Here is a 26,422-nt window from a genome sequence, read left to right as displayed (position 1 = left end):
ACGGTGACGGTYAAYCCGCTGGCGGTGACGCTGRCGGGATCGCAGACCTATAACGGCCTGACGGCGATCACGGCGGCACTGACGGCGAGCAACAAGATTGCCGGCGACACGCTGACGGTCAGCGGCACGCCGACCGGCACGCTGGCCTCGGCCAATGCCGGGCCGGAGGCGATGTCCTCGCTGGCCGGCCTGTCGCTGAGCAACGGCAACTACACGCTGACCGGTGGCAGCGGGACGGTGACGGTCAACCCGCTGGCGGTGACGCTGACGGGATCGCAGACCTATAGCGGTGGCACCAGCGTTGCGGCGGGTGGCCTGACCCTCACCAACGGCGTTTCCGGCGCAACGGCGGCCTCGATCGGGCTGACCGGGACGGGGTCGGTCGCCTCGGCGAATGTCAGCGCGGGAGCTCAGGTGCTGAACCTGTCGGGGCTGTCGCTGAGCAACAGCAACTACACGCTGGTCGGCGGCACCGGCACGGTGCAAATCAATCCGGCAGCCATCATCGTTATCGCGATGGGCGGAACCTCGGTGTACGGATCACAACCGGCAAATCCCGGTCTTTCGGCAACGGGCCTGCAAAACGGCGAAAATGCCAGCGTGCTGACGGGGCTTTCGAACTCGTTCGGCATCACCAGCACATCAAGCGTGGCCGGCAGTCCGTATGCGCTGAACGTCGTCGGCGTGTTGAACAATGCGAATTACATCGTCACCGCACGCATCGCCGGCAACTGGACTGTGACCGCCGTTCCGAGCGTCGAGCCTGCCCCGCTGGCGAACACGATTGTGAACGACAGTTTTTACCCGCCGGCTTTGCCTGACCCTGCCAAGCCCGTCTTTGCTGCGCTGGGCGTTGGCACTGGCACGGTCCACGCGGATCCGCGCTTCGACCAGGTCTACATCTGCTTCGGCGGTGGCGGCGGAACCGCTCAAGTGTGTTCTTCCGTGCCTCAATAGAGGCACGCTCTTGACATGAGATTGCATCCGATGTGCCGCCTGCCTGGTTTTCTGCTTGTCGTGGCCTTCTGCCTGCCCCCTCTGATCGCCATGGGGCAGACGCAGAAGGGGGCGGTTACGGCTACGGATGGCCCCGCGACGAAGTCCGCGGCAACTCCAGTGCCGGCCACGCCTGAACGGACGGCGGCGAGTTTCGGGGACTGGCTCCTGCGCTGCGACGGCATCGCCGCGCCGCCGAGGCGAGTTTGCGAAGTCGCCTACATGATCGTGGCGCAAGGTCAAACCGCGCCCGTCGCGCAGATCGCCATCGGCAAGCAGGCGCCGGGCGAGCGCGAACGATTGACTGTTGTTGTTCCGCCGAACATCGCGATCGGCGTCAGACCCTATGTCGCGACTTCCAAGGCAGGCGCCGCGCCGTTCGAATTGACCTGGCAGCGCTGCTTGCCGGGCGCCTGCTTCGCGTCGGCGGAAATCTCGAGCGCCGCGATCGGCGAACTGGCCGCGCAATCCGAGCCGGGTCGGATCGTGTTCAGGAATGCGGCCGATCGCGACACCGCACTGCCATTGTCATTTCGTGGCCTGTCGCAGGCAATGGCTGCTCTCGCCAAAGAGCCGTAGACCGGCCGTCGACCGGCGATAGGTGCAGATCCCTCATCAAAGACGGCAGCTCGATCGTTTCCTTGCCGATCAGCCAGATTACCGAAAAGCCGGGTGGGGCACGAAGGGGCTGCTTGTCCTTGGCGTCGTGCAAGCAAAGACGGCCTGGCCCGTGCTGTCGTCAGGCAGGTTCTCCAGACTTTGGGCGATGGCCGGCAGAGCCGTATGGTCGCCGATGAAGACATAGCGATCCACCCCGTGGGGCTGCGAGAAGCCGCGTTCGAGGAGCGCGATGCTGTCGCCGGGTTCGGCTTTGGTCGCCCAGCGCGACGCCGGGCCCTCATCACCGTGCAGGACGAAGCCGATGATCAGTTCCAGCAGCTCGTCGTCGAAATCTCTCACCGTGTAGGTGCGCACCGATGGGCGTTGATCATCAGGGCATTCGATCGCGCCGCTTTCTCCAAGGCGCGGCCAGCCCGGCTCCTTGAAGTTCATCGGTGGAACCAGCTGCTTCACATACGGCCCGAGGCCGTAGCGGTAGAACGAAAACCCTGCCAGCTCGGGCCCGGTGAGGATCACCCGGCGCATATTCGTCGTCACCCGCCAGGCGCGCAGAACCTCGAGCCGACGGAACGCCCCGCGTCCGGGATTGTGGGTTATGCCCGAGGTCCTCATTGCCCGCGCCTCTTCATCAGCCACATGAAATAAGACCCGCCCAGGAACACCGAGACCAATCCCGCCGGGATTTCCCAAGGGAAGATCACGGCGCGCCCGATCCAGTCGGAGACGACGAGAAGCGAGGCGCCCACCAGCATCGCGCTGACGAGCTGGCTCCCCGCGGCCGCGAGGCCGAAGCGTTTCGCGATATGCGGTACCATCAGGCCGGCGAAGCTGAGCGGGCCGATCAGCAAGGTCGCCGCCCCCGTGACAACGGCGCAATAGGCGAGAACGATCGCGCGGGCGCGCCTCACGGATATGCCGACCGCGCCGGCGGTGGCCTGCCCCAGCGGCAATATCGCGAGTCAGCGCAGCAACGGGGGCAGCACCGCCAGCGCGTCGATCAGGGCGAGCACGGCCGCGATCGCTCCGAGGGGCTCGACGCTGGCCGTGGAGCCCGACAGCCAGCCCAGCAAGCCGCGCAGCGCCGGATGGCCCATCGACAGCAGAACCGTAGTTCGAGCTGATCGCCATGGAGACCACACCTGGCACGATCGCTTGCTGTCGGAACGGGCGCGCGTTATTCCCGTGGAAATACAACGAAGGCGACGCCCGACGACGGATTCGCGGACGGCGCGTAGCTTGGACTACACGGGAGGCGGCCTTGCCCCAGCGTTCCATCGCAGTGCTCGTCGCTCTGCTCCTCCTGCCGCTCATGGCATTCTCCGCTCGGGCCGAGCGGACCGTGACCGATCAGCTTGGGAAGAAGGTGACGCTGCCGGACAGCGTGTCCCGTGCTGTCGTCCTCCAGCATCAGACGCTCAATCTCGCCGTGCAGATGAACGCGACCAGCAAGATCGTCGGCATCCTCGACCAGTGGAAGCAGCAGCTCGGGGCAAACTACGTCCGCCTAGCGCCCGAGCTCGCAAGGCTGCCGATGCCGGGCGGCCTGACCAAGGTCAACATTGAGGCTCTGCTGCAACTGAAGCCCGATGTCGTCTTCGTCACCAACTACACTCCAGCGGAGATGATCGGCCAGATCGAGAAGGCGGGCATCCCCGTCGTCGCGATTTCGCTTCTGACCGCCCCGCAGGGAGAAGCGGCCAAGGTCAGCCCGGTCGTAGCCGACGAGGAAGCCGCCTATGAGAGCGGTTTCGCGGAAGGCGTGAGGCTGATCGGCGCAGTGCTCGATCGCAAGGACGAGGCCGAGGCCCTGATCGCAACGGCCACCGCAAAGCGGAAGCTCGTCGCCGAACGTCTCGCGACGGTGGCGCCGGCGCAGCGCATAACGGCCTATATGGCCAATCCCGATCTCACCACCTATGGCTCGGGCAAGTACACCGGCATCATGATCAAGCGCGCGGGGGCGGCCAATGTCGCGGCCAGCCTGCAAGGCTTCAAGCAGGTGACGATGGAGGATGTCCTGAAATGGAATCCTGCCGTCATCTTCGTGCAGGAGCGCTATCCGCAGGTGGTCGACGAGATCAAGCGCGCGCCGGCGTGGCACCCCATCGAGGCCGTCAAGGCGGGCCGCGTCTACCTCATGCCGGAATATGCCAAGGCCTGGGGCTATCCGATGCCGGAGGCGATGGCGCTGGGCGAGCTCTGGATGGCTAAGAAGCTCTATCCCGAACGTTTCGCCGATATCGACATGCAGGCCGAGGCGGACGCTTACTACCGGCGGTTCTACCGTACTGGCTACGATTCCTTCCATTGACCGCGGGCGCCGATCGCCAGGTGGTGCGCGCCGCTCGTCACCAAAGTCCCGGCGTCGTGCTGGGGCTGCTTGCGGGCGCGCTTCTCGTCGCTTTGCTGGTCTCTCTCGGCATCGGCCGCTATGGCATCTCGCCCGCTCGCGTTGGGCAAATCCTGCTTGGCTTCGACGGCACAGACGCGATCGAGCGGCATGTCGTACTGACCGTAAGGATGCCGCGCGTCCTGACTGCGCTTTTTGCGGGGGCAGGCCTCGCCTTGTGCGGGGCGGCGCTGCAAGGCGTGTTTCGGAATCCGCTGGTCGGTCCGCACATCATCGGCGTCTCGACCGGAGCGGCCTTCGGCGGCACGCTGGCGATCCTGATGAGCGAGTCGCGCGGCCTCCTGCTGGCGCTGGCCTTTCTCTTCGGCATGTTGGCGCTGCTGATGGTCTACGCGCTGAACGCCCTGGTGGCACGGCGCAACATGCTGGTGCTCGTCCTCGCCGGGGTCGTGGTCAGTGGTTTCTTCGGGGCGCTGGTCGGCCTGGCGCAATATCTCGCCGACGCCGAGGAGAAGCTGCCGCGCATTGTGTTTTGGCTGCTCGGCTCCTTCGCCACAGCCGACTATGACAAGCTCCTGCTGATGATCGGGCCGCTCGTTCCGGGCGCCGCTCTGCTTCTGCTGCTGCGCTGGCGCATCAATATCCTCTCGCTGGGCGAGGAAGAGGCCCAGGCGCTCGGCGTCCGGGCAGAGCCGACGCGATGGCTTGTGCTGATGCTGATCGGGCTGATCGTCTCGGCCCAGGTTGCCGTGAGTGGCGTGATCGGCTGGATCGGCCTCGTCGTGCCGCATCTGGCGCGGATGCTGGTCGGTCCGGACCATCGCGTTCTTTTGCCCGGAGCAATGCTGGCCGGGGGCCTGTTCATGGTGCTGGTGGACGATGTCGCGCGCACGCTGAGCCAGAGCGAAATCCCACTGGGAATTCTGACCGCCCTTATCGGCGCACCGGTTTTCGCACTCGTCTTCCTGCGCGCCACCAGCTCGGAGCGTGGAAATGGCTGAGCCCCGCATTCAGGCGACCCGGGCTGGCCATTCCTATGACGGCCAACGCTGGCAGTTCCGGGAGCTGGATCTCATCGTTTCGGCCGGTGAGATCGTTGCCGTGCTCGGACCCAACGGACGCGGGAAGTCGACGCTGCTGCGGGCCGTGGCAGGCCTGATCCGTCCGAGCGTCGGTAACATCAAGGCGCTGGGCGATGTCGGCTTCGTGCCGCAAGCCTTCATGCCCGCTTTTTCCTACAGCGCCTTCGATATCGTGCTGATGGGCCGCACGCGGCACATCCCGCTGCTGCGCACGCCTGGGCGCCGCGATCGCGATATCGTCTCCGCCTGTCTGGCCGAACTCGGCATTGCGAGACTGGCGGAGCGTTCCTTCAATTCGCTGTCCGGCGGCGAGCGGCAACTCGTCCTGATCGCCCAGGCGCTCGCAGGCGAGACGCCGATCCTGCTGCTCGACGAACCAGCGGCGGCGCTTGACCTGCACCATCAGGACGAGGTGATCGCCCTGATCCGAAAGATCGCCGACGACCGGCAGCTCGCGGTTTTGTTCACGACGCATCATCCTGACCACGCCTTCGCGATCGCCGACAGGGTACTGCTGATGCACGACGACGAGCGGCACCTGATAGGCCCGGCGGTCGAGACCATGACGGAGGCTAATCTCGCTGAGCTCTACAGGGTGCCGGTGCGCCTGCTGCGCTTCGCCGCCGAGGGCAGGGAGCTGACGGCCTTCGCTCCGATCTTCAGAAGCCAGGTCGCGCGGGGGAGCAAGCGCGCTCCGGGAGACGGTCATGTCGAATGAGGCTGCGAGAATGCGGTCCGTGACGCTCTATGCAGCCGGAAGCTTGCGCCGTGCTTTCGGCGGGCTGCTGCCGCTCTTCGAGCAGGCTCATGCGACGCGCGTCGATGCGTTGTTCGGCCCGGCAGGTTTGTTGCGTCAACGGATCGAAGCCGGCGAGGGGGCCAATGTCTTCGCTTCGGCCAACATGGAGCATCCCCGCCGCTTGTTCGAAGTGGGAGTGTTCGATGAACCCATCTGCTTTGCCCGAAACGAAATTTGCGCAGTCGTTCGGCGCGACCTAGCTATCGACACCGCCGGGCTGATCAACGCGATGCTCGATCCGGGACTGGTGCTGGCAACCTCGACACCCGTTGCCGACCCTTCGGGAGACTATGCCCAGGCGGTGTTCGAACATGTCGATCGGATTCGACCAGGCATGGGTCGCATGCTCGCTGCCAAGGCGCACCTTCTGCTTGGTGGAGGCTTCGTTTCGGACGTGCCAGCGGGGCGTTCACCCGGATCATGGCTGATCGAGACCGGACAGGCGGATATCGTCCTGGGTTACCGCTCGGGCACGCTCGGTCTAGATCACTCAGGTCCGTGTGCGGTCGTGGCATTGCCCGGGAACTGCGCGGTCACCGCGACCTATGGCCTGGCGGTCGCGCGCGCCGGTGGGGAGGCGGGGCGTGCCCTTGCCGCCTTTCTCATCGGGGAGCAGGCTGGGGCCGTGCTCCTTGCCAACGGCTTTCTGGCTTCGGACGGGACGAGTGCGAGCCATGACATCTAGCGGGAGAGTTCGGGTTGCCCGCATCGTGGCCGCTGGCAGCACCAACAACACCGAAGATTGCAAGAGGTGATAGACATGTGGCGATCGTGGATCTCGGTCCCTGCGGCTCTGTTGCTCGGGCTAGCCTGCGTAGCTGGCGCCATTGCCCGGCCTGTCACGGATTCGGCTGGGCGCGTCGTCGAGGTCCCGGACAATGTTCGCCGGCTTTTCGCCGCGGGGCCTCCCGCCTCCACGCTTCTCTACGTCGTCGCTCCGGAAACGATGGTCGGATGGGTGAGGGCGCCGCGGGCCGAAGAGAAACCCTTCCTGGTGCCCGGAACCCGCGATCTCCCTGAACTCGGCAGGTTGACCGGTCGCGGCAACACGCTGAGCCTCGAGCGCCTGCTTGCCGAGAAGCCCGACCTCATCATCGATTTCGGCACGATCAACGATACCTACCGCTCACTTGCCGACCGCGTGCAAACCCAAACTGGCATTCCGTACCTTTTGATCGACGGCAGCTTCGCCAACACACCGACGGCCTTGCGGCTGCTGGGCGGCGTGCTCGGCGTCGAGGCACGGGGGGAAGCGTTGGCGAAGGACGCCGAGCGCATCTTTGCCGCCGTCGATGCGACATTGGCGAAGATCCCGCAGGCCGAGCGCCCGAAGGTCTATTTGGCACGTGGTCCGGACGGTCTCGAAAGCGGGACGCGCGGATCGATCAACACGGAAATGATCGAGCGCGTCGGCGCTATCAATCCCGTCGACGGCCTGCGCGAAAGCGGCGGGCTGGTGCGGGTCGGGGCCGAACGGCTGCTGGCGATCGCTCCCGATGCCATCATCACGCTCGATGCTTCGCTGCGCGACAGCCTCGCGACACGCCCGCCCTGGCCAGAGCTCGAGGCCGCAAGGGCGGGCCGGGTCTACGTCGCGCCTGCGTTGCCGTTCGGCTTCATCGATTCTCCGCCTTCCGTAAACCGGCTGATCGGGCTGAGTTGGCTGCTGCACCTGCTCTACCCGGGCAAGGTCGAGGGTGATTTGCGCGCGGAAGTGGCTGGCTTCTACCGGCTGTTTTACCAGATCGAGCTCGACGGTTCCGCACTCAACCGGCTGCTTGGCAGTTCACCCTGACGAGTTCGATGCGCCGCTCCATCCTGCCGCTGCTCGGGCTGCTGCTCATCGTCACCGTCGTCGTAGCCTGTGGCATCGGACCTTATCCCGTGTCGCCGTTGACGGTCCTGAGGATGCTCGCCGGCGGCGCGGCGAATCCCGCCTCCGCACACGTCGTCTTCGATATTCGGTTGCCGCGTGTGCTGGCGGCGTTGCTGGTCGGCGCGGCGCTCGCGGCTGCCGGAAGCGCCTATCAGAGCCTGTTTCGCAATCCGCTTGTCTCGCCGGACATCCTCGGCGTGTCGAGTGGGGCAGGGCTCGGCGCGGTTTTCGGCATATTGCTCGGATTGCCCGTTTTCGCCGTTCAGTTACTCGGTTTCGGTGGAGGTCTTGCGACCGTGTTCTGCGTCGCGATGCTCGCGCGCGCCTTGCGGGGAGAGGCTGATATTCTCGTACTGGTGCTCGCTGGTATCGTCGTCGGAGCGCTGGCGGGCGCGGCGATCGCCCTGGTCAAGGTCCTGGCTGACCCCTACGAGCAGCTTCCCGCCATCACCTTCTGGCTGCTCGGATCGCTTTCCGGCATCCAGCGCGGCGATGCACTCGCGGCCGTGCCGATCGTCCTCATCGGTCTCGTCCCGCTCGTCCTGCTGCGCTGGCGCATCGGCGTGTTGGGGCTCGGAGAGGAGGAGGCGCGCGCCCTCGGCATCGACACGGTCTGGCTGCGCCGCCTCGTCATCGTCTCCGCGACGCTGATCACCGCCGCCGCGGTCGCGATCTCGGGTGTCATCGGTTGGGTCGGCTTGATGGTACCGCACATGGCGCGGCTCATCGCCGGTTCGCGGTTTGACCGTCTTCTGCCGGTGGCGATCCTGCTGGGTGGGAGCTTCATGGTCGCGGTCGACACGCTCGCGCGCAGCGCAGCTCGGATCGAAATCCCGCTGGGCGTGCTGACGGCGCTCATCGGCGGGCCGGTTTTCGTCTGGCTTCTTTGGCGCGGTCGGCGGGCTCTCGTCTAACGGGGGCTTCAATTCTTGGCCCCACTGATCGCGGCCTTCCGGTTCGACATAGCCTGGCGCGGGCTGATTTCGGACGTTTGCGGCTTGTGATCGGTTAAGCACCATGATGACGCGGGCGGCGACCACGCCGGCGAAGCAAGCCAGCATCCCGTAATCTGCCGCCGGGAGCAGAGCGAAGGCGAGATCGCTCCTTTCGGATTAAGCAGCGTGGTCTGGAACACGCGCCGAAACGTGATCGATCGCACGGTGAGATCGTGAGCATTACCGCGCTCCACAGCGCGACCGCGAGCCGGCAGCGGGCATCAAGTTTAAGTGACTGGTTATGTATCGGCGGCATGCTGCGCGAGATGGCTGACCCGGCTCGCGTTATGGCAACTCCCCTCAAAGCTGCGGTTCGTCCGCGGCTTCGGGTCGCCATCCTCAGAACTGAAGGGCGCGCCCTCGCTCCCTCGAATGCTGCGGCGATCGCACTGTTCGTCCGGGCCGCGGATACGGTTGGGGTAGAGACCGAGATCGTCACGGCCGGCGACATCGAGCGTCTCGGCGAGTTCGACGGGCTGTTCATTCGCGACCACACTCGAACCGATGACTACACCTATGCTTTCGCGAGAAAGGCGGCTGAGCTCGGCCTCGCAACCGTCGACGATCACGCCTCCATCCTGAGCTGTGCGTCCAAGATTGTTCAGGCGAGGCTGTTCTCCATGCACGGTGTGCCGACGCCAAAAACGCTGATCCTCACCAGCCAAACCATCGACCGGGCCGTAGCAATGCTCGGACTGCCCTGCGTGCTCAAGGAGCCGGGGAGCTCGTTCTCCAGAGGCGTGTACCGCGTCGACAGTGCAGCCCAACTGTACGAGCACGCTTCGACGCTGTTCCGGAGCCAAACCGCCGTGGTGGCACAGGAATACCTCCGGACTGACTTCGACTGGCGCATAGGGTTTGTCGACCGACAGCCGATCTTCGCCTGCCGCTATCACATGGTGCCGGGCCATTGGCAGGTCGTGCGCAACGCTGGAACGCGCAGCTATCAGGAAGGCAGGACCGAGGCCGTGTCCCTCGTCAATGTTCCTGAACGCGTGCTTGCGGTAGCGGCAATGGCGGCCGGTGCCATCGGAGACGGGTTTTACGGCATCGACGTCAAGGACTTGACGGACCGCAGCGTCGTCATCGAGGTCAATGACAATCCGAATGTCGATGCCGGGCAGGAGGATGGCGTCGCCGGCATGGAGCTCTACGAGGCAGTGATCGCCACCATTGTGCGCCGCGCGTTGCGGATGGTTCGGCAGTGACCCGCTATGGCGCGTTCGAGCGCCTCGGCATCGAGATCGAGTACGCGATCGTCGGCCGCGAAGACATGCGCTGCATGCCGATCGCCGACGTCGTCCTCGACGATCTCGACACACCAGCCGGTGCGCTCGGCTGGTCGAACGAATTCATGCTCCACGTACTCGAGCTGAAGAACCCCACTCCGATAGAACGGCTGGACGCGCTGCGACAGCCGATGCAGGCCGAGATCGACGCCATGAACCGGCGCCTGGCGCAGCACGGGGCGAGGCTGATGCCGACCGCGATGCATCCGTGGCTCGATCCGCGAGACGCTCGACCCTGGCCGGTGGATCCGCACGGCATCTACGGTGCTTACCAACGCATCTTCGAGACGAGGACGCATGGCTGGGCCAATCTCCAGAGCATCCATATCAACCTGCCTTTCGCGGACGACGGTGAGTTCGCGCGGCTCCACGAGGCCATCAGGCGCGTACTTCCGATCATCCCCGCCATCGCGGCGAGCTCACCCGTAGCGGACGCTCGGCTGACCGGCTTCCGCAATTTCCGGATGCAGGCTTATCGGACGAATGCTGCGCGTTACCCGCTCGTCGCCGGCAACATCATCCCGGACAGCATTGGCAGCGCAGGCGCCTATGAGGCGGAGATCCTGGCGCCGATGTTCGCCAGTCTTGCACAGGCCGATCCCGAGGGTACGCTGCGCTTTCCTTGGCTGAACTCCCGTGGCGCCATACCACGATTTGACCGCCATTCCATCGAGATCCGCGTTACCGACACGCAGGAATGCATTGAAGCGGACCTCGCCGTTGCCAAAGCGATAATCGCTGCTGTTCGGCTGCTGTACCTGGACGAGGCCCCTCTCGCCGCTCCCTTGGGTACCAGCCGCCTCGTCAGCATCCTCGGCCGCTGCATCGAGCGGGCCGAGGACGCGCTGATCGACGATGCGGACTATCTCTCCGCCCTCGGCCGACCGGGAAACGCGTGCACTGCCGGCGAACTCTGGCGCCATCTGCTCGGGCGCTCTACTGACGGAAGCTGCATCCCGCATTTGGAGCGCATCTCTCGGGCCGGCACGCTTGCGAGCAGAATTGAGCGCGCGCTCGGCGCTTTCCCTTCCCGAGAGCGGATTGCGTCGGTCTATGCAGAGCTGTGCGAATGTCTCGCCAAAGGGGCGGCGTTCCGAGACTGAATCACCGCTTCCGGTGCGGCGACAGCCCCCACTCAGGGCCAGGGCCGCGATCGTCCACTATAGGGCAGTATGCCGACGTCAGCTTCTGGCGCACCGCGGCGCAGCGAGGTTCGCCTCGCATCCGGCACGGCTGCGGACTAACATCCGATCCAGCAGGCGGATCTGACATATGGATGAGCATCTTATTCGGCGGATCAGCGTCGCGGCGCATGCGGACGACGCTCCTGCCGAGCGCATTCGCGATCTGCTCGCCGAATTTCCCCCCTTTTCTCCAGAAACGTCCCAAGACGGCCATCTTGTGTTCGAGTGGCAGAAGCTTTCAGAACTCCTCGTAGCCGTCGCGAAGCCACCGAGCTTTCACGACGCGCTGGTCGTCGAGGGGGGGGCGGCCCGTCGTGACCATCCTCGCGTTCCCAGGAAGAGCGGATTCGACGGTGATTAGGCGAGGGAAGAGACGGTCAATTTGACCTTGCACCGCGGTTCACACGGTTAGGACACAGATCATGCCAGGCAAGCCAGAAGAACGCCCCGATCGCCGCGACTTTATGATTGCAACGATCGGCACATCGGCCGCTCTCTTAGCGAGCACGGGCTCTGCGATGGCCCAAAACGCTGCTACGCCCGTTGGTCGGCCTGCCTCGGGGGCGGCGTCCGCCACGGTCTATACGGGCGATACGATCGAAGGAAAGAAGGTCGTCAGCACGCTGGACGTCAGTGACTTGGAGCCCGGCAGGAAGCACCATCTGTATTTTCGGGGCGTGCAAATGCCCACCGGGCTACACTGCTACGCGTCCGTGACGGTCGCCAAGGGGGCAAGGCCGGGCAAGCGCGTCGTCCTCACCAGCGGCGTGCATGGCGACGAGATGAGTTCCATCCATACCGTTCAAACGGTGATGAATCAGCTCGATCCGGCGCAGATGTCGGGCACGGTGATGGCGGTCACGGATGTCGCCCGCCCGGCCGTCGAAAGCATGCAGCGCAGATGGCCCAATTTCGGCAGGGGCAACGATCTGATCGACATGAACCGGGAATGGCCGGGGAACGAGAATGGCCCGACCGCAGCCAGCCGACACGCTGGTCTGCTGTTCAACCGGCTGCTGCGCCCGAACGCCGACGCCGCGATCGACTTCCATACCGGGACAACGGGGTTCGAGGTCACCGCCTTCAATATCGGCGGCATGGATGTGCCGGAGGTCAAAGCAATGCTGGAACTTTACCCGGTGGGTCAGATCTTCGACAATCATGTCTATCCAGGCGTCCTGCATAACGCGTTCATGGACGCGGGCATCCCCGCCTTTACGCCTGAGATTGGCGCTGCGCGCGTGCTAAACCTCGAGATGATCTCGCTGTTCGTGGAAGGCACCCTGAACGTCCTCAAGCATCACGGCATCCTGGCCGGGCCGATGGGGCGCACAGGCAAGGACGTGAATGTCTTCGTTGGCAACAGCGCGTTCCCGATCCTGGCGAGCCAGGGCGGGATCGTCGAGCATCTCGTCGAGCTCAATGAAAAGGTCGAAGCCGGCCAGAAGGTTGCCATCCAGCGCAACAGCTTCGGAGAAGTCGTCGCGGAATATACAAGCGGCGTGGCCGGTGAGGTGACGGGACAGCGCAGCGACGCGATGTCCGAACCCGGCAACCCTCTGGTGTTCATCCTTTTCCACAAGGCGACGCCGGACCGTAGCGAGACGTATCCCGAATAATCGAACACGGGGTATTCGCGTCTGGCGGTGACCTTGGGCAGACGCATTACGAGAGGGGCGCCGCCCAGCAATGGTCAGACCATCGCCGTCATCCGCAGTGACGTCCTCGCGTTCGTTCTGAAGAGCACACGTCCTCCCAGGCGCTGGGTTCGACGTGGGGGAATCTGGCTCGGATGCGAGGACGTAGGAAGGGACTGGAAAAATGCGGGGGGACATCTGCGTTTCCCGCATCAGGACGATGAAATCAGGCGCTTCCTCGACGTAACCCTACAGTAAGCTACGTGCTCATCCTTTGCGGGCGCTGCTAACGTCTGTCGCCCTCCGCGGTGCATCTATCCCCCGCCGCGAATTTCGGAACACAACGATTTTCGGAGCACGACGATGAAGATAACCGCTCGCACTATCGCTGTTTCTCTGCTGGCCCTTGTCTCCTCGGCGCAAGCCCAAGTTGGCCTCGACACTCTGGCCGACGCGAACGGTTTCATTGACGTTCAGAAAATCACATGCGCCCAACTCGCAAACACGTATCAGGAGGACGCTGACGCGCTCACCAACTGGTATTCCGGCTGGTACAACGGCCTCGCCAAGAAGCACTTCTACCATTTGACCCGCGTCAAACCTGGCGAGCACGCCCTTATCGTGTATTGCAAGGAAAACCGCGGGAAAACAGTGATCGAAGCGATGGACAGTCTGCTGAAGGAGGAAAAAATCAAGATGCATAAAGATTAAGACGACGGAGAGAATACCCAAAAATTAACAACAAAAAGCTGCTATGGAAAAGTAGACGGCCGAATCTTACGTCAACTGCCACTTCAGGCGGTGTTTATTTTCAAACTTCGTGCCAATTCACGAAGATCTGTGCAAGCCCGGCCAAGCAGGCGCCGGAATCCTTCCAATGATCCCGGCCACGGAGTTCCTCGGCCAGCCCGACTAATCGCCGGCGCAGCGCCGAGCGAGTTAGAATGGCGGAGATCGACATGAGCAATGATCAGAATGCGAGGCGGAGGCGGTCAGCCTGCGAATCTGAGGTTGGCCTCGCCCTTTGCAAGCGGCAAGTGATGGGCGAGGTCTATACTCGACGACCTCTCGCAATTCTCGGGCATTTGGGCGGAAGGAACCGGCCCCGCGGGCCTCCAGGTGGGCGCCCGCAGCGAACTTTGGCTGGAGAATAAGGCTGGCGTCATCATGCATCTCGTTGGCCAGAGCGAAGGGGTGGCCCTTGGTCTCGGAAAGGACGAAGTCCCCATAGAATTCAAGGAATAAGAAAATCATTTGAGTCTGCACTCGTCAATCTGCGAATGGAATGCGGATAGCGATGATAATTATATAATTATACTTTGATATCTGTGTCTAAAACGGAAAATAGCGAGGTGATTTATCATGAGGTCGCGTCACAATTTGCGTATAAGCACTGGGCTGGCGGGTGCGGTTAGCCTTTTAATCGGCTCAAGTTACTTGCCGGCAACGGCCCAGCAGATCAACGGAACCCTGGGGCAGCCGAGCGCAACGATCACCCTCGATGGCAAGCAGCTCCCGGCGCCGCCCCCCAAATTTGGCGGCGTGATCAAGGAAACTCTTGAAGGGTCGAAGGTCTGGTGGCCGCCGCGCGTGGCTCCGCCCAGGGGCGCCCCCAACGTGCTGCTGATCATGACCGACGACCAGGGCTATGGCGTCAGCGGTACCTTCGGCGGCGTCGTCCCGACGCCGGCGCTTGACCGCGTCGCAAAGGCGGGTTTGCGCTACACCCAGTTCAACTCGACCGCCTTGTGCTCGCCGACCCGCGCGGCCCTGCTTACCGGCCGCAACCACCATTCCACGGGCAACGGTGTGATCACCGAGTTGTCGACCGGCTTCCCCGGCTATGACTCGATCATCGGTACGGACAACGCGACGATCGGCGCCATTCTCAAGGGCAACGGCTATCCGACCTCATGGTTCGGCAAGAACCACAACACGCCGGATTTCCAGTACAGCGTTGCCGGGCCCTACGACCAATGGCCGTCGGGAATGGGCTTCGATTACTTCTACGGCTTCCAGGGCGGCGAGACCGACCAATGGACGCCCTATCTGTTCCGTGACCACACCCAGATTTTCCCGTGGGTCGGCAAGCCCGGCTACAACCTCATCACCGATATGGCTGATGAAGCCATTACGCGGCTGAAGCAGCTTGACGCTGCCGCGCACGACACGCCGTTCTTCATCTACTACGCCCCCGGCGGAACCCACTCTCCGCACAACCCGACGCAGGAGTGGATCGACAAGTTCAAGGGCAAGTTCGACATGGGCTGGAATGCCATGCGCGACCAGATCTTCGCCAACCAGAAGCGCCTGGGCGTGATCCCCGCCAATGCAAAGCTCACCGATTGGCCCGACAGCCTGCCGAAATGGGACAGCCTGTCGCCCGACCAGAAGAAGCTGTTCGCCCGCCAGGCCGAAGTCTTTGCCGGCTACGCTGCCTACACCGACAACGAAATCGGCCGGGTGATCCAGCAGGTCGAGGACATGGGCAAGCTCGACAACACGCTGATCATCTACATCGTCGGCGATAATGGCACGAGCCCCGAAGGAACCCTGTCCGGCACGCCGAACCAGTGGACCGCCTATAACGGTATCCTCGACTTCCCGATCGCCGAACAGATGAAATTCTACGACACTTGGGGGTCGGCGGCCAGTTACCCGCATATGGCTGTCGCGTGGTCATGGGCGTTCGACACGCCGTTCAAATACACCAAGCAGATCGCATCGCATTTCGGCGGCACACGCCAGGGCCTGGCGATCAGCTGGCCCGGCCATATCAATGACCCCGGCGGCATCCGCAACCAGTTCCACCACATCATCGATATCGTGCCGACGATTCTGGAGGCGACCCGCATCAAGGCGCCGCAGACGGTCAATGGGATCAAGCAAAAGCCGATCGAGGGCGTGAGCATGGCCTACACCTTCGACAAGGCCAATGCGAATGCGCCCTCGAAGCGAAAGACCCAGTATTTCGAAATGATCGCCAATCGCGGCATCTACAATGACGGCTGGTACGCCAACACGACACCGCCGCATGGCCCCTGGATCCTGAACGCGCCCCTGCCGCCGATCAGCGACTATAAATGGGAGCTGTACAACCTGAAGGAGGACTACACTCAGGCCAACGATCTCGCCGCAAAGATGCCTGGCAAGCTGAAGGAGATGCAGAAGCTGTTTGTCCAGGAGGCTGCCAAGTACAATGTGCTGCCGCTGGACAACAGGTCCTTCGCGCGAGCAGTCGAGCCGCGGCCGAGCGCCACCGCGGGCCAGACGGTGTTCACCTATACCGGCGTGAATTCCGGCATCCCCATGGCCAACTCGCCAAACGTCATCGGCCGATCCTACAAGATCACCGCCGAGGTTGACGTTCCCCAGAGCGGCGGCAACGGCATGCTCGCCACCACTGGAGGCCGTTGGGGTGGATGGGGGCTCTACCTGCTCAACGGCAAGCCGGTGTTCAACTACAACATGCTGATCCTCGCCCAATATCGCTGGGAAGGCGCGGATGCTCTCACCCCGGGCAAGCATACGATCGTGTTCGAATACACCTATGACGGCCCGGGTATTGCCAAGGGCGGCAGCGGTGAGCTGAAGGTGGACGGCAAAGTCGTCGCCACCGGAAAGCAGCCCAACTCGATCGCGTTCCTGCAGGTGTCCGACGAGACCTTCGACATCGGCGTCGATACGCGCACGGGGGTCAATGATAAAGACTACCAGGTGCCGTTTGCCTTCGATGGCAAGATCGACAGACTGACCGTCAACCTTGGGCCGATGCAACTGGCCAAGGCGGACCAGAGGAAATTGCGGGAAGCGGTCGCTCGGGCGAAAGACTAGGAATGATTGGCTCAAGCAATTGGAAGGTGGCGCCGGTTCACTCCGGCGTCACCTGGGTTGCCTCGGCCACCTTCAAACCATGCGGAAAACGATCCCGCTCGTTGGGGGGCTGCTCGCAGGTATTCGATCCATCAAGAAGGTAACGGTAGCCATTCTGAACAAGATATACGACTGCGGCACGATCCTGGGTTCATCTGATCGTTGAACTGGAACGGCCACGACTGCGTTTTGCGCGAATTCGCAAGCAATTTCGCGGATGGTCTGCGCTGCACAGGTCAAGGATAGAGCGCCACCGCGGCCCGAAATATCAACCGTAACTCTCGCGCCTGCGCGCCGCCGCCTTCCTTCTCGTGCCGGGTGAAACTCCAGATGACCATGAGAAGCCTGCAAACAGCGACCGCAATCGTCGAGGCCGGTGCCGCCCTTGCGCTGTTGGGCGTTCCATCGGTCACGGCGTGGCTGTTGCTTGGGGCGCCGCTCGACGCGCCCGTCGCCGTGAGCCTGGTGCGCGTTGGCGGCGTCGCGATACTTGCGCTCAGTATCGTCTCCTGGCTGGCGCGCGCCGATGCGCAGAGCCTCGCCTCGCGCGGAGTGGTCATTGCAATGCTGTTCTATAACATTGCGGTCGCCAGCGTTCTCCTGTTCGCCCGCTTTGGCCACGGACTGTACGGCATGCTGCTGTGGCCAGCGGTCGCGTTTCATGTGGCGATGGGCGTCTGGTGTGTCCTGAGTCTGCTGGGAAAAGACGAGGGTCTCCTGCGATAGCCGGGCGATGTTAGCGCAGTCGAAATTGGCCCATCGTTGGCGTAACGGATGTGCCCTGGCCGCTGCCCCCGCTTAATGCGCCACCATTCTGGCATTTGACGATGCGGGTCCCGAGCAGGTTCTTCTCCTTCCAGAGATCTGTCGCTTCGCTCATCCAGGAGCAAGCGATCTCGGCCGTCGCGAAGGCGGTCTGGATGCGCAGCGGTGCTCCATGGCAGCTGGCGATGAAGTGCACGGACATCCCTTGGGGGAAAGAGCGTGGGATCGGGCTGATGTTGCGATATGCCGTTCCGACTCAACGATGGCCGTAATCATCCGTGTCGCCGTCGCCGGGATCCCGGCCGTCGCGCCTATCGTAGCGACGGAGCCAGTCTTGCAATCGGCCGGCAGACTCGTGGAATTCCTTCTGTTGGCGCAACGTGACCTTCACGGCATTGCGGCCAAACCGGCTCGGCGGCGCTGAGAAAGCCGCCGGCGGCGCATTATTTGCCAAAAGCTCTCGCACCGCCCGCTGCGTTGCCACCGTTTCGGGATCGCCGTACCGATTCAGAAGATTCTCGAAACGTTCGAAGGCCTGGCGGTCGAACGAACGCGGCCGCCCCATTGCGTCCCTGGCCGGATGGGCCGGCACCAGATGGGCACAAGGTACGAAGCCGTCGGGCACCGGCTCAGTCGCAGCATGGGTTCGGCCCGCCCGCAGCAATTGCGGTAGCACATGGGTATGCGGGCCTTCCGGAATCTTGCCGCCGGCCGCCGGGATCGGTTGGTAGACCTCGCAGCGCCCGATCCGGGCTACGAAAACACGATGCGGCCCGGCTGCGACGATCGCCGGCATGGCGGGGTTGCCGGGCCCGAACAGCGAGCGACCTGCCTGGGCGCGCAGCAGCGTGAGCAGTTCCGGATCGTCCGTGCGGATGCAGATATCGGCCTGTAGTGTGCCGAGCCCCATATCGAACAGGATACCGGCGGTATCCTCGGCGCGTAGCGCGTCCGTGTCCGGGCCAAGCTCGGTCAGGACGGTGCGCCTGTGCATCGAGCAGGCGTCCTCCGGCAGGCACAGCGCCAGGCGATGGCTCCAGCTCGTCCCGACGGCGCTCTCCGAGGCGAACAGGCGGGTGTCGTCGAGCCGCCCGAAGCCGATGCCGCCGCGCTCCGTCACCGCGGCAAGCCGGTGGGGTTCGTCCGTGATCGCGACCGCCTCCCCAGCATCGCGCATGAACTCGGCGATGGCGCCGAAGGTGCCGAGGTTCCATTGGCTCGAAGGGTCACCGAGATGCTCGCGCAGAACGGCGCGGATGGTGGCGCTGTCAGACATCGTGGGATCGTCCTTGGTTCTGTGCCCGCCAGGGCAGGAGGAAAGGCTCGCCGTCATGGTTGCCGCGCAGCCCCTCGACGCCGAACACACTGCCAAGGCTGGCTTCGTCGAGGACCGTTTCTGGCGCGCCTTCGGCCACAAGCCTGCCTTGATCGAGCAAGGCGAGCCGGTCGCAGAAACGGGTGGCGAGGGTAAGATCGTGCAGCACCACGACGACGCCCGCGCCACGGCGTGCGGTCCGGCGCAGGAGCTCCATCATGTCCAGCTGGTGCAGCGGGTCGAGGCCGGCGAGCGGTTCGTCGGCGAGGAGATGGGGCGCCTCTACCGCCAGCGCGCGAGCCAGCAGGACCCGCCGGCGTTCGCCGCCCGAAAGCGTGCCCACCGTGCGGTCGCCGAAGCCGGCCACGTCGCAATGGGTCAGCGCGGTGGCGATCGCCCTGCGGTCCGTTTCGGTCAGGCTACCGAAAGGACGGCGATGCGGCAGGCGGCCGAGACCGACCACGGCCTCGACCGAGAGTGGCCAGGAGGTATCGCCGCCTTGCGCCAGGAAGGAGACCTGCCGTGCGAGCGCCTGCCGGCCCAGCGTGCACGCCTTCTCGCCGTCATAGCGGACCGTGCCGCTTGCAGGGGCGAGCAGGCCCGCCATCACACGCAGCAGGGTCGTCTTGCCGGCGCCGTTCGGGCCGACGAGGCCCAGAAGCTCGCCTCGTTGCAAGGCGAGGTCGATGTTCTGAAGGATCGTCTTGCCGCCGAGCGTGACCGCGATGTCGTGAGCTTCGATGGCCATCACGCCTCCCGCCGCATGCGATTGACGAGGCTGAAGAGGAAGGGCGCGCCGATCAGCGCCGTGACCACGCCGAGCTTCAGCTCCGGCCGGATCGGCGCGAGCCGAAGCGCAATGTCGGCCAGCAGTACGAGGATGGCGCCGCCGAAGCCGCTGACCAGCAGCAGCCGGCCGGGGCGGTTGTCGACGAGCGGGCGCAGCAGATGCGGCACGACGAGGCCGACGAAGCCGACTGCGCCGGTTACCGCGACCGCACTGCCGACGGCAAGCGCCGTGCCGCCGATCAGGCGAACACGCAGCCAGGTCAGATCGAATCCCAGGCTCGCGGCAGTATCCTCGCCCAGCGTCAGCGCATCGAGAGCCGGTGCCGTCGAGATCAGCAGCGCCCAGCCGATGAGCATCAGCGGTAGAGCAAGCAGGACATGGTTCAGGCTGCGGTCGGCGAGCGAGCCCATCAGCCAGAACACGATCTCCAGCGCCGCATAGGGGTTTGGGGCGAGGTTGAGCGCGAGCGAGGTTGCAGCCCCCGCGAAGGCATTGAGGGCGACGCCAGCGAGGATCAGCGTCGTCGTGCCGGCGCCGCGGCCGAGCAGGACAAATAGCACCAGCGTGGCGAAGATGGCGCCGGCGATGCCACCGAGCGGCAAGGCGAGCGACAGGCTGGCCGAAAGCCCGCTGTAGAAGGCGAGGACGGAGCCGAAGGCGGCCGCGCTGGAAATCCCGACCACGCCGGGCTCGGCCAGCGGGTTGCGGAGCAGCCCCTGCATCGCCGCACCGGACAGGCCCAGACTGAATCCGACGAGCGCGCCGAGGATGGCGCGTGGCAGGCGCAGCTCGGTCAGCACGAGCGCCGGCAGGGTCGGGCGCCCCGCCAGCCAATCGCGGATCGCCGCGCCGAGATCGAGCCGCGCATAGCCGACGGCCATCGAGAGAGCGAAGACGGCGACCGTCACCGCAGCGAGCAGCGCGATCAGGATCGGCAGGGAAGGCGGCTTGATGGAGGAGGATTTCATCGCTTCCCTCCGGCCGCCTTGGCCAGCAATTCGATGGCGTCGAGCACGCTCGGCCCGGCGCAGGCCCAGAGTCGCGAGGGCAGGGCGACGAGCCTGAGGCGCGCGCCGAGCTTTCCGATCACGGGGTGGTGCAGCACTTCATGGGCGAGAGAGGGCGGCCCGTCCCGAGTGTCGTTGAGGATCAGCATCTCGGCGCCGCCCAGCGCCACCGTCTCCAGGGCGATCTGGCCGTAGCTGTCGATGCCGAGCTCGGCGGCGATGTTGTCGAGGCCGGCCAGCGTCAGGATCTCGTCGACCAGCGAGCCGCGCCCGACTGTGAAGCCGTTCGGCCTGAGCACGATGGCGCGGCTGCGCTCGGGCGGGCGTTTCGCGGCCAGCCCGGCGAGCCGTGCATCAATGTCGGCGATCAGCGCCGTGCCACGCTCCTCCTCCCCGAGCAGCGCCGCCATCTCCGCGATCTGGTCGCGCATCTTGGCAATGTTCCGCGGCACGCCGAATTCGCGCACCTCCATGCCGACGCGCTTGAGCAGGACCACGGTCGAGCGGGTGGTATAGGCGCCGGCGATGACGAGGTCGGGCTGGCTGGCGAGGACCTGCTCGACGAGGCCGTGATTGACGCCGACCGCGCGCGCCGCCTCCGCCATATTGGCGCTGCGTGGATCGCGCGAGAGCCAGGTGACGGAAGCGATGCGTTCGGGCTCGGCGAGGCGCAGGACGAGTTCATCCGTGCACATGTTGAGCGAGACGATCCGCGTCGGCTTCGCCGCGGCGGCCGGCTCGGCGCCGACAGCCATGGCGACGAAGGCCGCCATGGCGAAGGCATGATTGGCGCGGCGCGGTTTCATCCGCCGATGGCCACCTTGATGCCGCCGAAGGCGCCGAAGCCGGGAACCAGGAAGCCGACCGGATTTTCCCAGCGCTTGTCGAACAGGTTGTCGATCCGCCCGAACACGGTGACCTTGTCGGTCGCCTTGTATTCGGCGGCGAGATTGACCAGCGTCGCGCCCTTCGCGTTCAGCCGGGAGACGGAGAAGTCGCGATTGCCGTCCACCCAGGAGCCGACATAGAGCAGCGTCGCCGAGAGGGTGAGCTTGTCGGTCGGCGTCCAGGTCGCGGTCGCGCTCGCCTTGTGGCGCGGCCGGCGCAGCAGCTCCTGCCGCGCGATCTCGTCCTTGGCGAGGGTGAAGGTGTAGTCGGCCCGGATGCGGAACTGCGGCGACACCTCCAGCGCGGCGAAGGCCTCGACGCCCTTCGTCCTGGCCTTTCCGACATTCGCGTAGGAATCGAAGGTGGCGTTGGTAACGATCAGGTTGTCGATGTCGTTCTGGAACCAGGTCGCACCGAACTGCAGCTTCCGATCGAAAAGCGGCTGCTCGAAGCCGGCATCCCAGCCGCGGCTCTCTTCCGGCCGCAGGTTCGGATTGCCGTGGAAATTGAAGCCGGGGCGATAGTCGACGAAGAGCTCGTTGAGCGTCGGCGCCTTGAAACCGGTGCCGTAGCTCGCCTTCAGTTTCGTCTCCGTGCCGGGAATGATGACGGCCGGCGCGATGCGGTAAGTGGTGTGGCCGCCATAGCTGTCGTCGTCGTCGCGGCGGATGTTGGCCACGAGGAAGAAGCGGTCCTCGATATTGCCCTGGTACTCGAGGAAGCCGGCCTTGTTGCCGTTGGAGGCGACGAGGCTGGTGGTGTCGAGCCGCTCGCGCTCGTATTGCAGGCCCATGAGCAGATTGTGGCCCTTGGCGATCTCGAGATTGCCGCGCCAGTCCAGCTTGGTGCGCTCGCCCAGATTCTCGCTGGGCAGGCCGGGAATGCCGGTCGTGCCGTTGGCCGTCCGCGTCGCCCGGTCCTGGTTGGTGTAGGAGACGCCGAAGGTGTTGACGAAGCGCCCGCCGAACGGATCCCACACAATCTCGCCGCGGGTGAAGGCCTGGGCGTAGTTCTGCAGCGAGCGATAGGGCGCAGGCCGGCTCGGGAAGCCGGTGTCGCTGGTGAATCGCAGCTGCCCGTCCTGATAGCGGCCGACCCAGTTCAGCGTCAGCGTGTCGCTGAGCGCGACGCCGACGCGGCCGGAATAACTGTAGTTGTCGAAGGCGTTGGGGTTGATGCGCCGGCCCGGCGGGACGAGGTTCGGCGGCGTCACAGGGGTCGAGTCCGAGCGGAAGTGGGCCACGTTGAAGGCGTAGTTGAAGCGGTCGTTGCCGCCGCCGAAGCCGGCCGACTGGTTGAAGGTGCCGTGGGAGCCGGCTTCGATGCGCGCGGTCGCCTTTGGCGGACCCTCGCCGCGCTTTGTCGTGATCGAGATCACGCCGCCGAGGGCGTTGGCGCCGTAGAGGCCGCTCTGCGGGCCGCGCAGCACCTCGATGCGCTCGATATCGTCGGTCAGCATCGAGCCGAAATCGAAGGAGCGGTTGGGCGTCGAGGGGTCGTTGGCCTCGATGCCGTCGATCAGCACCTTGACGTGGTTCGAGTTGGTGCCGCGCATGAAGACCGAGGTCTGGCCGCCCGGCCCGCCGGTCTGCACGATGTTGAGGCCGGGCACGGTGGCGAGCGCTTGCGGCAGGGTGCGGCGCTGCTGCTGCTCGATGTCCTTCGCCGTGATGACTGTGACCGAGCTTGCGATCTCGCGGGCCGGCGTCGGTGTGCCGGTGGCGCTGACGACGATCTCGTCGAGGGCGAGAGGGCCGGCGTCACTTTGCGCCAGGGCAGGGACAGAGCAGGCGAGGGCGAGCAGGGAGGCGGACAGCAGCAGGCGGCCGCGTCCTGCGGCCGGGAAGAAGACGTTCACGATGGAGACCTCGGGCGTTGACGTCAGTGGCACGTCACCGCGAACGCGATCTCCCATCGGCCGCGCGAGAGGCGGCAAACAGTCAAATCAGCGATCGGCGCACCCCGTCCGAACGTGTTCGCGTGTGACCACGGCTGACGGCAGGTCTCCTGGCTCGCGGGTCGGTGCCTTTGCGCCGCCTTCCCAGGTCCGAGGCCCCAGTGGCGTGTGGCGAAAGGCTCGCCGCTTACAGTTGCGGGGGCAGCCGCGGCATGGGGCAAAACTCCGCCCGCACCGCGTTCCCTTTTGATCCCGTGAGGGAACCGTCGCGGCGAGGATTAGGGCGAAAAAGTGGCGGCGTCAAACCGCGCCGATCGCGCAGCCTCATGCGACCGCTGGATACGCTTGGTCTCGGAGTGTGCTCCAGGGGCGGCGGCCGCGAGACGCCAAGCCAAGCTTCGCCCGCCCGTCCAGCCGGGCGAACGCTGAGCTTTCTGGCCAGCTTCTGGCGCTCAGATGGCCCGCTTTTGGGGCGTTTCAGCGGGACACATTGGCCTGCGGCCGAGAGATGGGGCAGGCTCACGTGACTGCGTGCGAATTGCGAGTTTAACTCAGATAAATATGGTTCTGCATCATTGTTATAATTCCAATTTCGCCATCATATTATGATGATTGCAATTTAGATCCGAATATATTGTATTTATAATCGACAATTTGTGTTCAAATGTTGGTTGCGAATCTCTTCTTTCAGAAATAACTCGTCCCGAATTCAACTCGGGACGAAATTATGAATAATAATTCTAAGCTATATATTGCTGTATATTTCCTGTCTTCCACCGCATTGACGGGCGCGTATGCCCAGTCGGCGCCGGTTGCTCCGGGCGGTGCCGAACCGATTGCCCTCGACCAGATCACCGTGACGGCGACCCGCAGCGAAAAGCAGGCTCTCGACGTGCCCGGGACCGTCAACGTCATCACGCGGCAGGACATGGAGCAGCGGATCACCCGCGATACCCAGGACCTCGTGCGCTACGAGCCCGGCGTCATCGTCAACCGCCAGACCACGGCGACCGATCCCTTCGGCAACTATGGCGGCTTCACCATCCGCGGCGTCGGCGGCAACCGCGTGCAGATGCAGGTCGACGGTTCGCGCGTGATCGAGCGCATCACCGACGGCAACCGCGACTTCGTCGACCTGCCTTTCCTCAAGAGCGTCGAGATCGTGCGCGGCCCGGGCTCGGTGCTGTGGGGAGCCGATGCGCTGGGCGGCATCGTCGCCTATCGCACGCTCGATCCGCAGGACCTGCTGAAGGGCCGCACTGACAAGCCCTGGGCGGTGAAGCTCGACACCAGCTACGACAGCCTGGACCGCTCCTTCGTCAAGACCGGCATCGCCGCCTACAGCTTCTCGCCCGCCCTCGAAGCGATCATCGGCGTGAGCCAGCGCAACGCGCAGGAAGCCAAGCTCGGCAATGCCCGCGCCGATGGCGGCCGCTGGGGCTGCCCGGTGCCAACCCTGCGCTTCCTCGGCTGCAATCTGCTCAACCCGCTCGATACCGAGGTCTGGAACGCTTTCGGCAAGATCGTATTCAAGCCGACGCCCGATCACACCTTCAAGCTGACCGGCGACTACTTCGACAGCGAATCCACTGTGAACCAGCTCTACAACTACAACGTCGTGAGCCTGGGCATCCGCAACGGACCGAATATTCGCGATCAGATCAAGTCGCGCAAGCGCCTGGCGCTCGAGCATGAGTGGAATGTCGGCGCAAGCTTCCTCGACTCGCTGCGCTGGCAAGCCTCTTTCACACCCCAGAGCCGCACCTTCATCACCAACAACCTGCAGACGCTCGCCAATGGTCAGCAGCGCTTCACGCGCGGCCTGCTCGACTATACCGAGCAATTCTCGCAGCTCGACGTCCAGGCGAAGTCGAGCTTCGCGCTGGGGTCGAGCTTCCACCGCCTGACCTACGGCTTCCAGGGCGACGTCACGCGCACCGACTATGAGCGGCGCGACGATGTTAGAAACCTGACCAGCGGTGTGACGACGACCGCGATCGCCGGCGGCTTCAACTTCGCCAATGCGACGACGACGCGGGCCGACATCTATCTCCAGGACGAGATCGAACTCCTGAACGGCCGCTGGACGATCACGCCCGGCGTCCGCTACGCGAACTACAACATCGATCCGCGTGTCGGCCCCGGCTATGTCATCGTGCCCGGAAAAGCGCCGCGCGAGCTCGACTCGCACCGGCTCATCCCGCAGGTCGGCACGATCTTCAAGCTCGACGAGACCTATTCGCTCTATGCCCGCTACGCCCAGGGCTTCAAGATGCCGACGGCGCAGCAGCTCTACACCTCGCTGCCCTTCGGCACGCAGAACCTGATCCCGAATCCGGATCTGCGGCCTGAGATGGTCACATCCTATGAGGCGGGCGTGCGCGGACGCTTCGCCGATGGCTGGTTCTCGATCGGCGTCTTCCATGCCGACTACAAGGACTTCATCCAGGAGCTCTACGAGGTGCCCGGGACGACCGACATCACCTCGCGCAACCTGGCGCGGGTAAAAATCTCCGGCATCGAGGCCTCGGCCGAGTGGCGCTTCCAGGAGCGCTGGGTCACCCATCTGGCGCTGAGCTATCAATACGGCCAGCAGCGGAAGCAGCAGGGCGCGCTCGAAGTCCCCTATAATGTCAGCCCACTGAAGGCGGTGACGGGCCTGAAGTACCTGATGCCGGAATACGGACTGGAAGCCGAGGTGATCGGCACCTTCGCGGCCGGCGCGACGCGCGCCGACGCACCCACCACGTTCAAGCCCGGCGGCTATTCGGTGTTTGACGCCTATCTGAACTGGAAGCCGACCAGCTTCCTGACCCTTCGTGCCGGCGTCCAGAACATCTTCGACAAGCGCTACTTCGCCGACGTCCTGAACTACGACAAGGTCGCAAGCTTGAGCGTCGCGGCCGCCAACCCGCTCGAACTGCAGACCGCGCCGGGGCGCATATTCAAGCTCTCTGCGTCTGCAGAGTTCTGACCCTCGATTGAGATGCCGCGCCCGGAAGCGCGGCGGATCGGCGGCGCTCCCGGCGAGACCCGGGCGTCGCCTCATTTGGAGACC

The 26,422-nt window shown here is 64.5% G+C and carries 25 protein-coding genes and 1 riboswitch; of the genes, 16 read left to right on the top strand and 9 right to left on the bottom strand.

Translation table 11 applies throughout. The features are described from left to right. Positions 1-957, top strand: a 957-nt coding sequence (locus tag AC1DNE_RS24975) for a YDG domain-containing protein (protein ID WP_476841261.1), incomplete at its 5' end; no start/stop codon positions are given. Positions 958-972: 15 nt separating this feature from the next. Next, positions 973-1,575 (top strand): invasion associated locus B family protein, encoded by a 603-nt coding sequence (locus tag AC1DNE_RS24970; RefSeq protein WP_476841260.1) that lies wholly within the window; start codon positions 973-975, stop codon positions 1,573-1,575. Between the two features lie 78 nt (positions 1,576-1,653). On the opposite strand, the gene AC1DNE_RS24965 is transcribed toward AC1DNE_RS24970, so the two are convergent. The 3 genes from AC1DNE_RS24965 to AC1DNE_RS24955 are packed head-to-tail and all read right to left on the bottom strand — an operon-like array spanning position 1,654 to position 2,711. Next, positions 1,654-2,229, bottom strand: a complete 576-nt coding sequence (locus tag AC1DNE_RS24965) for a siderophore-interacting protein (protein ID WP_441473224.1) — start codon at positions 2,227-2,229, stop codon at positions 1,654-1,656. Continuing rightward, positions 2,226-2,567 (bottom strand): iron chelate uptake ABC transporter family permease subunit, encoded by a 342-nt coding sequence (locus tag AC1DNE_RS24960; protein WP_441473225.1) that lies wholly within the window; start codon positions 2,565-2,567, stop codon positions 2,226-2,228. Before AC1DNE_RS24960 ends, AC1DNE_RS24965 begins: the two co-directional genes overlap by 4 nt. Positions 2,568-2,576: 9 nt before the next feature. Then, a complete protein-coding gene (locus AC1DNE_RS24955; RefSeq protein WP_441473226.1) occupies positions 2,577-2,711 on the bottom strand; it encodes a hypothetical protein in 135 nt (44 codons plus the stop codon). Positions 2,712-2,875: 164 nt separating this feature from the next. Between AC1DNE_RS24955 and AC1DNE_RS24950 the strand changes: the two genes are divergently transcribed. The 13 genes from AC1DNE_RS24950 (at position 2,876) to AC1DNE_RS24890 (ending at position 17,428) form a co-directional block, all read left to right on the top strand. Next, positions 2,876-3,928: an ABC transporter substrate-binding protein gene (locus tag AC1DNE_RS24950; RefSeq protein ID WP_441473227.1), complete on the top strand. Its 1,053-nt coding sequence runs from the start codon at positions 2,876-2,878 to the stop codon at positions 3,926-3,928. Continuing rightward, positions 3,925-4,968 carry a FecCD family ABC transporter permease gene (locus AC1DNE_RS24945; RefSeq protein WP_441473228.1) on the top strand — a complete coding sequence of 348 codons (1,044 nt, stop codon included), beginning with the start codon at positions 3,925-3,927 and terminating at the stop codon, positions 4,966-4,968. The genes AC1DNE_RS24950 and AC1DNE_RS24945 overlap by 4 nt, the downstream gene beginning before the upstream one ends. Beyond that, the gene (locus AC1DNE_RS24940; RefSeq protein ID WP_441473229.1) at positions 4,961-5,767 is read left to right on the top strand and encodes an ABC transporter ATP-binding protein; all 807 of its coding nucleotides are present in this window, start codon (positions 4,961-4,963) and stop codon (positions 5,765-5,767) included. The genes AC1DNE_RS24945 and AC1DNE_RS24940 overlap by 8 nt, the downstream gene beginning before the upstream one ends. Then, positions 5,757-6,533: a substrate-binding domain-containing protein gene (locus tag AC1DNE_RS24935; RefSeq protein ID WP_476841259.1), complete on the top strand. Its 777-nt coding sequence runs from the start codon at positions 5,757-5,759 to the stop codon at positions 6,531-6,533. The genes AC1DNE_RS24940 and AC1DNE_RS24935 overlap by 11 nt, the downstream gene beginning before the upstream one ends. A gap of 345 nt (positions 6,534-6,878) precedes the next feature. Then, positions 6,879-7,643: an ABC transporter substrate-binding protein gene (locus tag AC1DNE_RS24930; RefSeq protein ID WP_441473231.1), complete on the top strand. Its 765-nt coding sequence runs from the start codon at positions 6,879-6,881 to the stop codon at positions 7,641-7,643. 8 nt (positions 7,644-7,651) lie between these two features. Next, complete coding sequence (locus AC1DNE_RS24925; RefSeq protein WP_441473232.1) at positions 7,652-8,638, top strand: FecCD family ABC transporter permease; 987 nt, start codon at positions 7,652-7,654, stop codon at positions 8,636-8,638. A gap of 254 nt (positions 8,639-8,892) precedes the next feature. Beyond that, positions 8,893-9,927: an ATP-grasp domain-containing protein gene (locus AC1DNE_RS24920; RefSeq protein ID WP_441473233.1), complete on the top strand. Its 1,035-nt coding sequence runs from the start codon at positions 8,893-8,895 to the stop codon at positions 9,925-9,927. Then, on the top strand, positions 9,924-11,111 hold the full coding sequence (locus tag AC1DNE_RS24915; RefSeq protein WP_441473234.1) for a carboxylate-amine ligase: 1,188 nt from the start codon (positions 9,924-9,926) through the stop codon (positions 11,109-11,111). The genes AC1DNE_RS24920 and AC1DNE_RS24915 overlap by 4 nt, the downstream gene beginning before the upstream one ends. Before the next feature lie 169 nt (positions 11,112-11,280). Beyond that, a complete protein-coding gene (locus AC1DNE_RS24910; protein WP_476841258.1) occupies positions 11,281-11,553 on the top strand; it encodes a hypothetical protein in 273 nt (90 codons plus the stop codon). Between the two features lie 61 nt (positions 11,554-11,614). Then, complete coding sequence (locus AC1DNE_RS24905; RefSeq protein ID WP_441473236.1) at positions 11,615-12,811, top strand: M14 family metallopeptidase; 1,197 nt, start codon at positions 11,615-11,617, stop codon at positions 12,809-12,811. Positions 12,812-13,192: 381 nt separating this feature from the next. After that, on the top strand, positions 13,193-13,540 hold the full coding sequence (locus AC1DNE_RS24900) for an HdeA/HdeB family chaperone (RefSeq protein ID WP_441473237.1): 348 nt from the start codon (positions 13,193-13,195) through the stop codon (positions 13,538-13,540). A 651-nt stretch (positions 13,541-14,191) separates the two neighbouring features. After that, positions 14,192-16,663, top strand: a complete 2,472-nt coding sequence (locus AC1DNE_RS24895) for an arylsulfatase (protein WP_441473238.1) — start codon at positions 14,192-14,194, stop codon at positions 16,661-16,663. A 369-nt stretch (positions 16,664-17,032) separates the two neighbouring features. Beyond that, positions 17,033-17,428 (top strand): hypothetical protein, encoded by a 396-nt coding sequence (locus AC1DNE_RS24890; protein WP_441473239.1) that lies wholly within the window; start codon positions 17,033-17,035, stop codon positions 17,426-17,428. A 10-nt stretch (positions 17,429-17,438) separates the two neighbouring features. Here AC1DNE_RS24890 and AC1DNE_RS24885 read toward each other — a convergent pair whose 3' ends face one another. Genes AC1DNE_RS24885 through AC1DNE_RS24860 form a run of 6 tightly spaced genes read right to left on the bottom strand, consistent with a single transcriptional unit; the run spans position 17,439 to position 23,358 of the window. Beyond that, positions 17,439-17,663, bottom strand: a complete 225-nt coding sequence (locus tag AC1DNE_RS24885) for a hypothetical protein (protein WP_441473240.1) — start codon at positions 17,661-17,663, stop codon at positions 17,439-17,441. 60 nt (positions 17,664-17,723) lie between these two features. Then, positions 17,724-18,743 carry a DUF6925 family protein gene (locus AC1DNE_RS24880; protein ID WP_476766691.1) on the bottom strand — a complete coding sequence of 340 codons (1,020 nt, stop codon included), beginning with the start codon at positions 18,741-18,743 and terminating at the stop codon, positions 17,724-17,726. Continuing rightward, a complete protein-coding gene (locus AC1DNE_RS24875; RefSeq protein ID WP_476766690.1) occupies positions 18,736-19,530 on the bottom strand; it encodes an ABC transporter ATP-binding protein in 795 nt (264 codons plus the stop codon). The genes AC1DNE_RS24880 and AC1DNE_RS24875 overlap by 8 nt, the downstream gene beginning before the upstream one ends. Continuing rightward, the gene (locus AC1DNE_RS24870; RefSeq protein ID WP_476766689.1) at positions 19,530-20,540 is read right to left on the bottom strand and encodes a FecCD family ABC transporter permease; all 1,011 of its coding nucleotides are present in this window, start codon (positions 20,538-20,540) and stop codon (positions 19,530-19,532) included. The genes AC1DNE_RS24875 and AC1DNE_RS24870 overlap by 1 nt, the downstream gene beginning before the upstream one ends. After that, positions 20,537-21,385, bottom strand: a complete 849-nt coding sequence (locus tag AC1DNE_RS24865) for an ABC transporter substrate-binding protein (protein WP_476766688.1) — start codon at positions 21,383-21,385, stop codon at positions 20,537-20,539. Before AC1DNE_RS24865 ends, AC1DNE_RS24870 begins: the two co-directional genes overlap by 4 nt. Continuing rightward, positions 21,382-23,358 (bottom strand): TonB-dependent receptor plug domain-containing protein, encoded by a 1,977-nt coding sequence (locus tag AC1DNE_RS24860; RefSeq protein WP_476766687.1) that lies wholly within the window; start codon positions 23,356-23,358, stop codon positions 21,382-21,384. The genes AC1DNE_RS24865 and AC1DNE_RS24860 overlap by 4 nt, the downstream gene beginning before the upstream one ends. A gap of 89 nt (positions 23,359-23,447) precedes the next feature. Continuing rightward, positions 23,448-23,646: riboswitch (cobalamin riboswitch) on the bottom strand. 445 nt (positions 23,647-24,091) lie between these two features. Between AC1DNE_RS24860 and AC1DNE_RS24855 the strand changes: the two genes are divergently transcribed. Continuing rightward, entirely contained in the window at positions 24,092-26,338 is a 2,247-nt protein-coding gene (locus tag AC1DNE_RS24855) for a TonB-dependent hemoglobin/transferrin/lactoferrin family receptor (RefSeq protein ID WP_476766686.1), read from the top strand. The last annotated feature ends 84 nt before the right edge of the window (positions 26,339-26,422 follow it).

This window comes from Allobosea sp. 05L423 (assembly GCF_056397745.1).
This window is presented reverse-complemented; position numbering and strand designations above follow the sequence as displayed.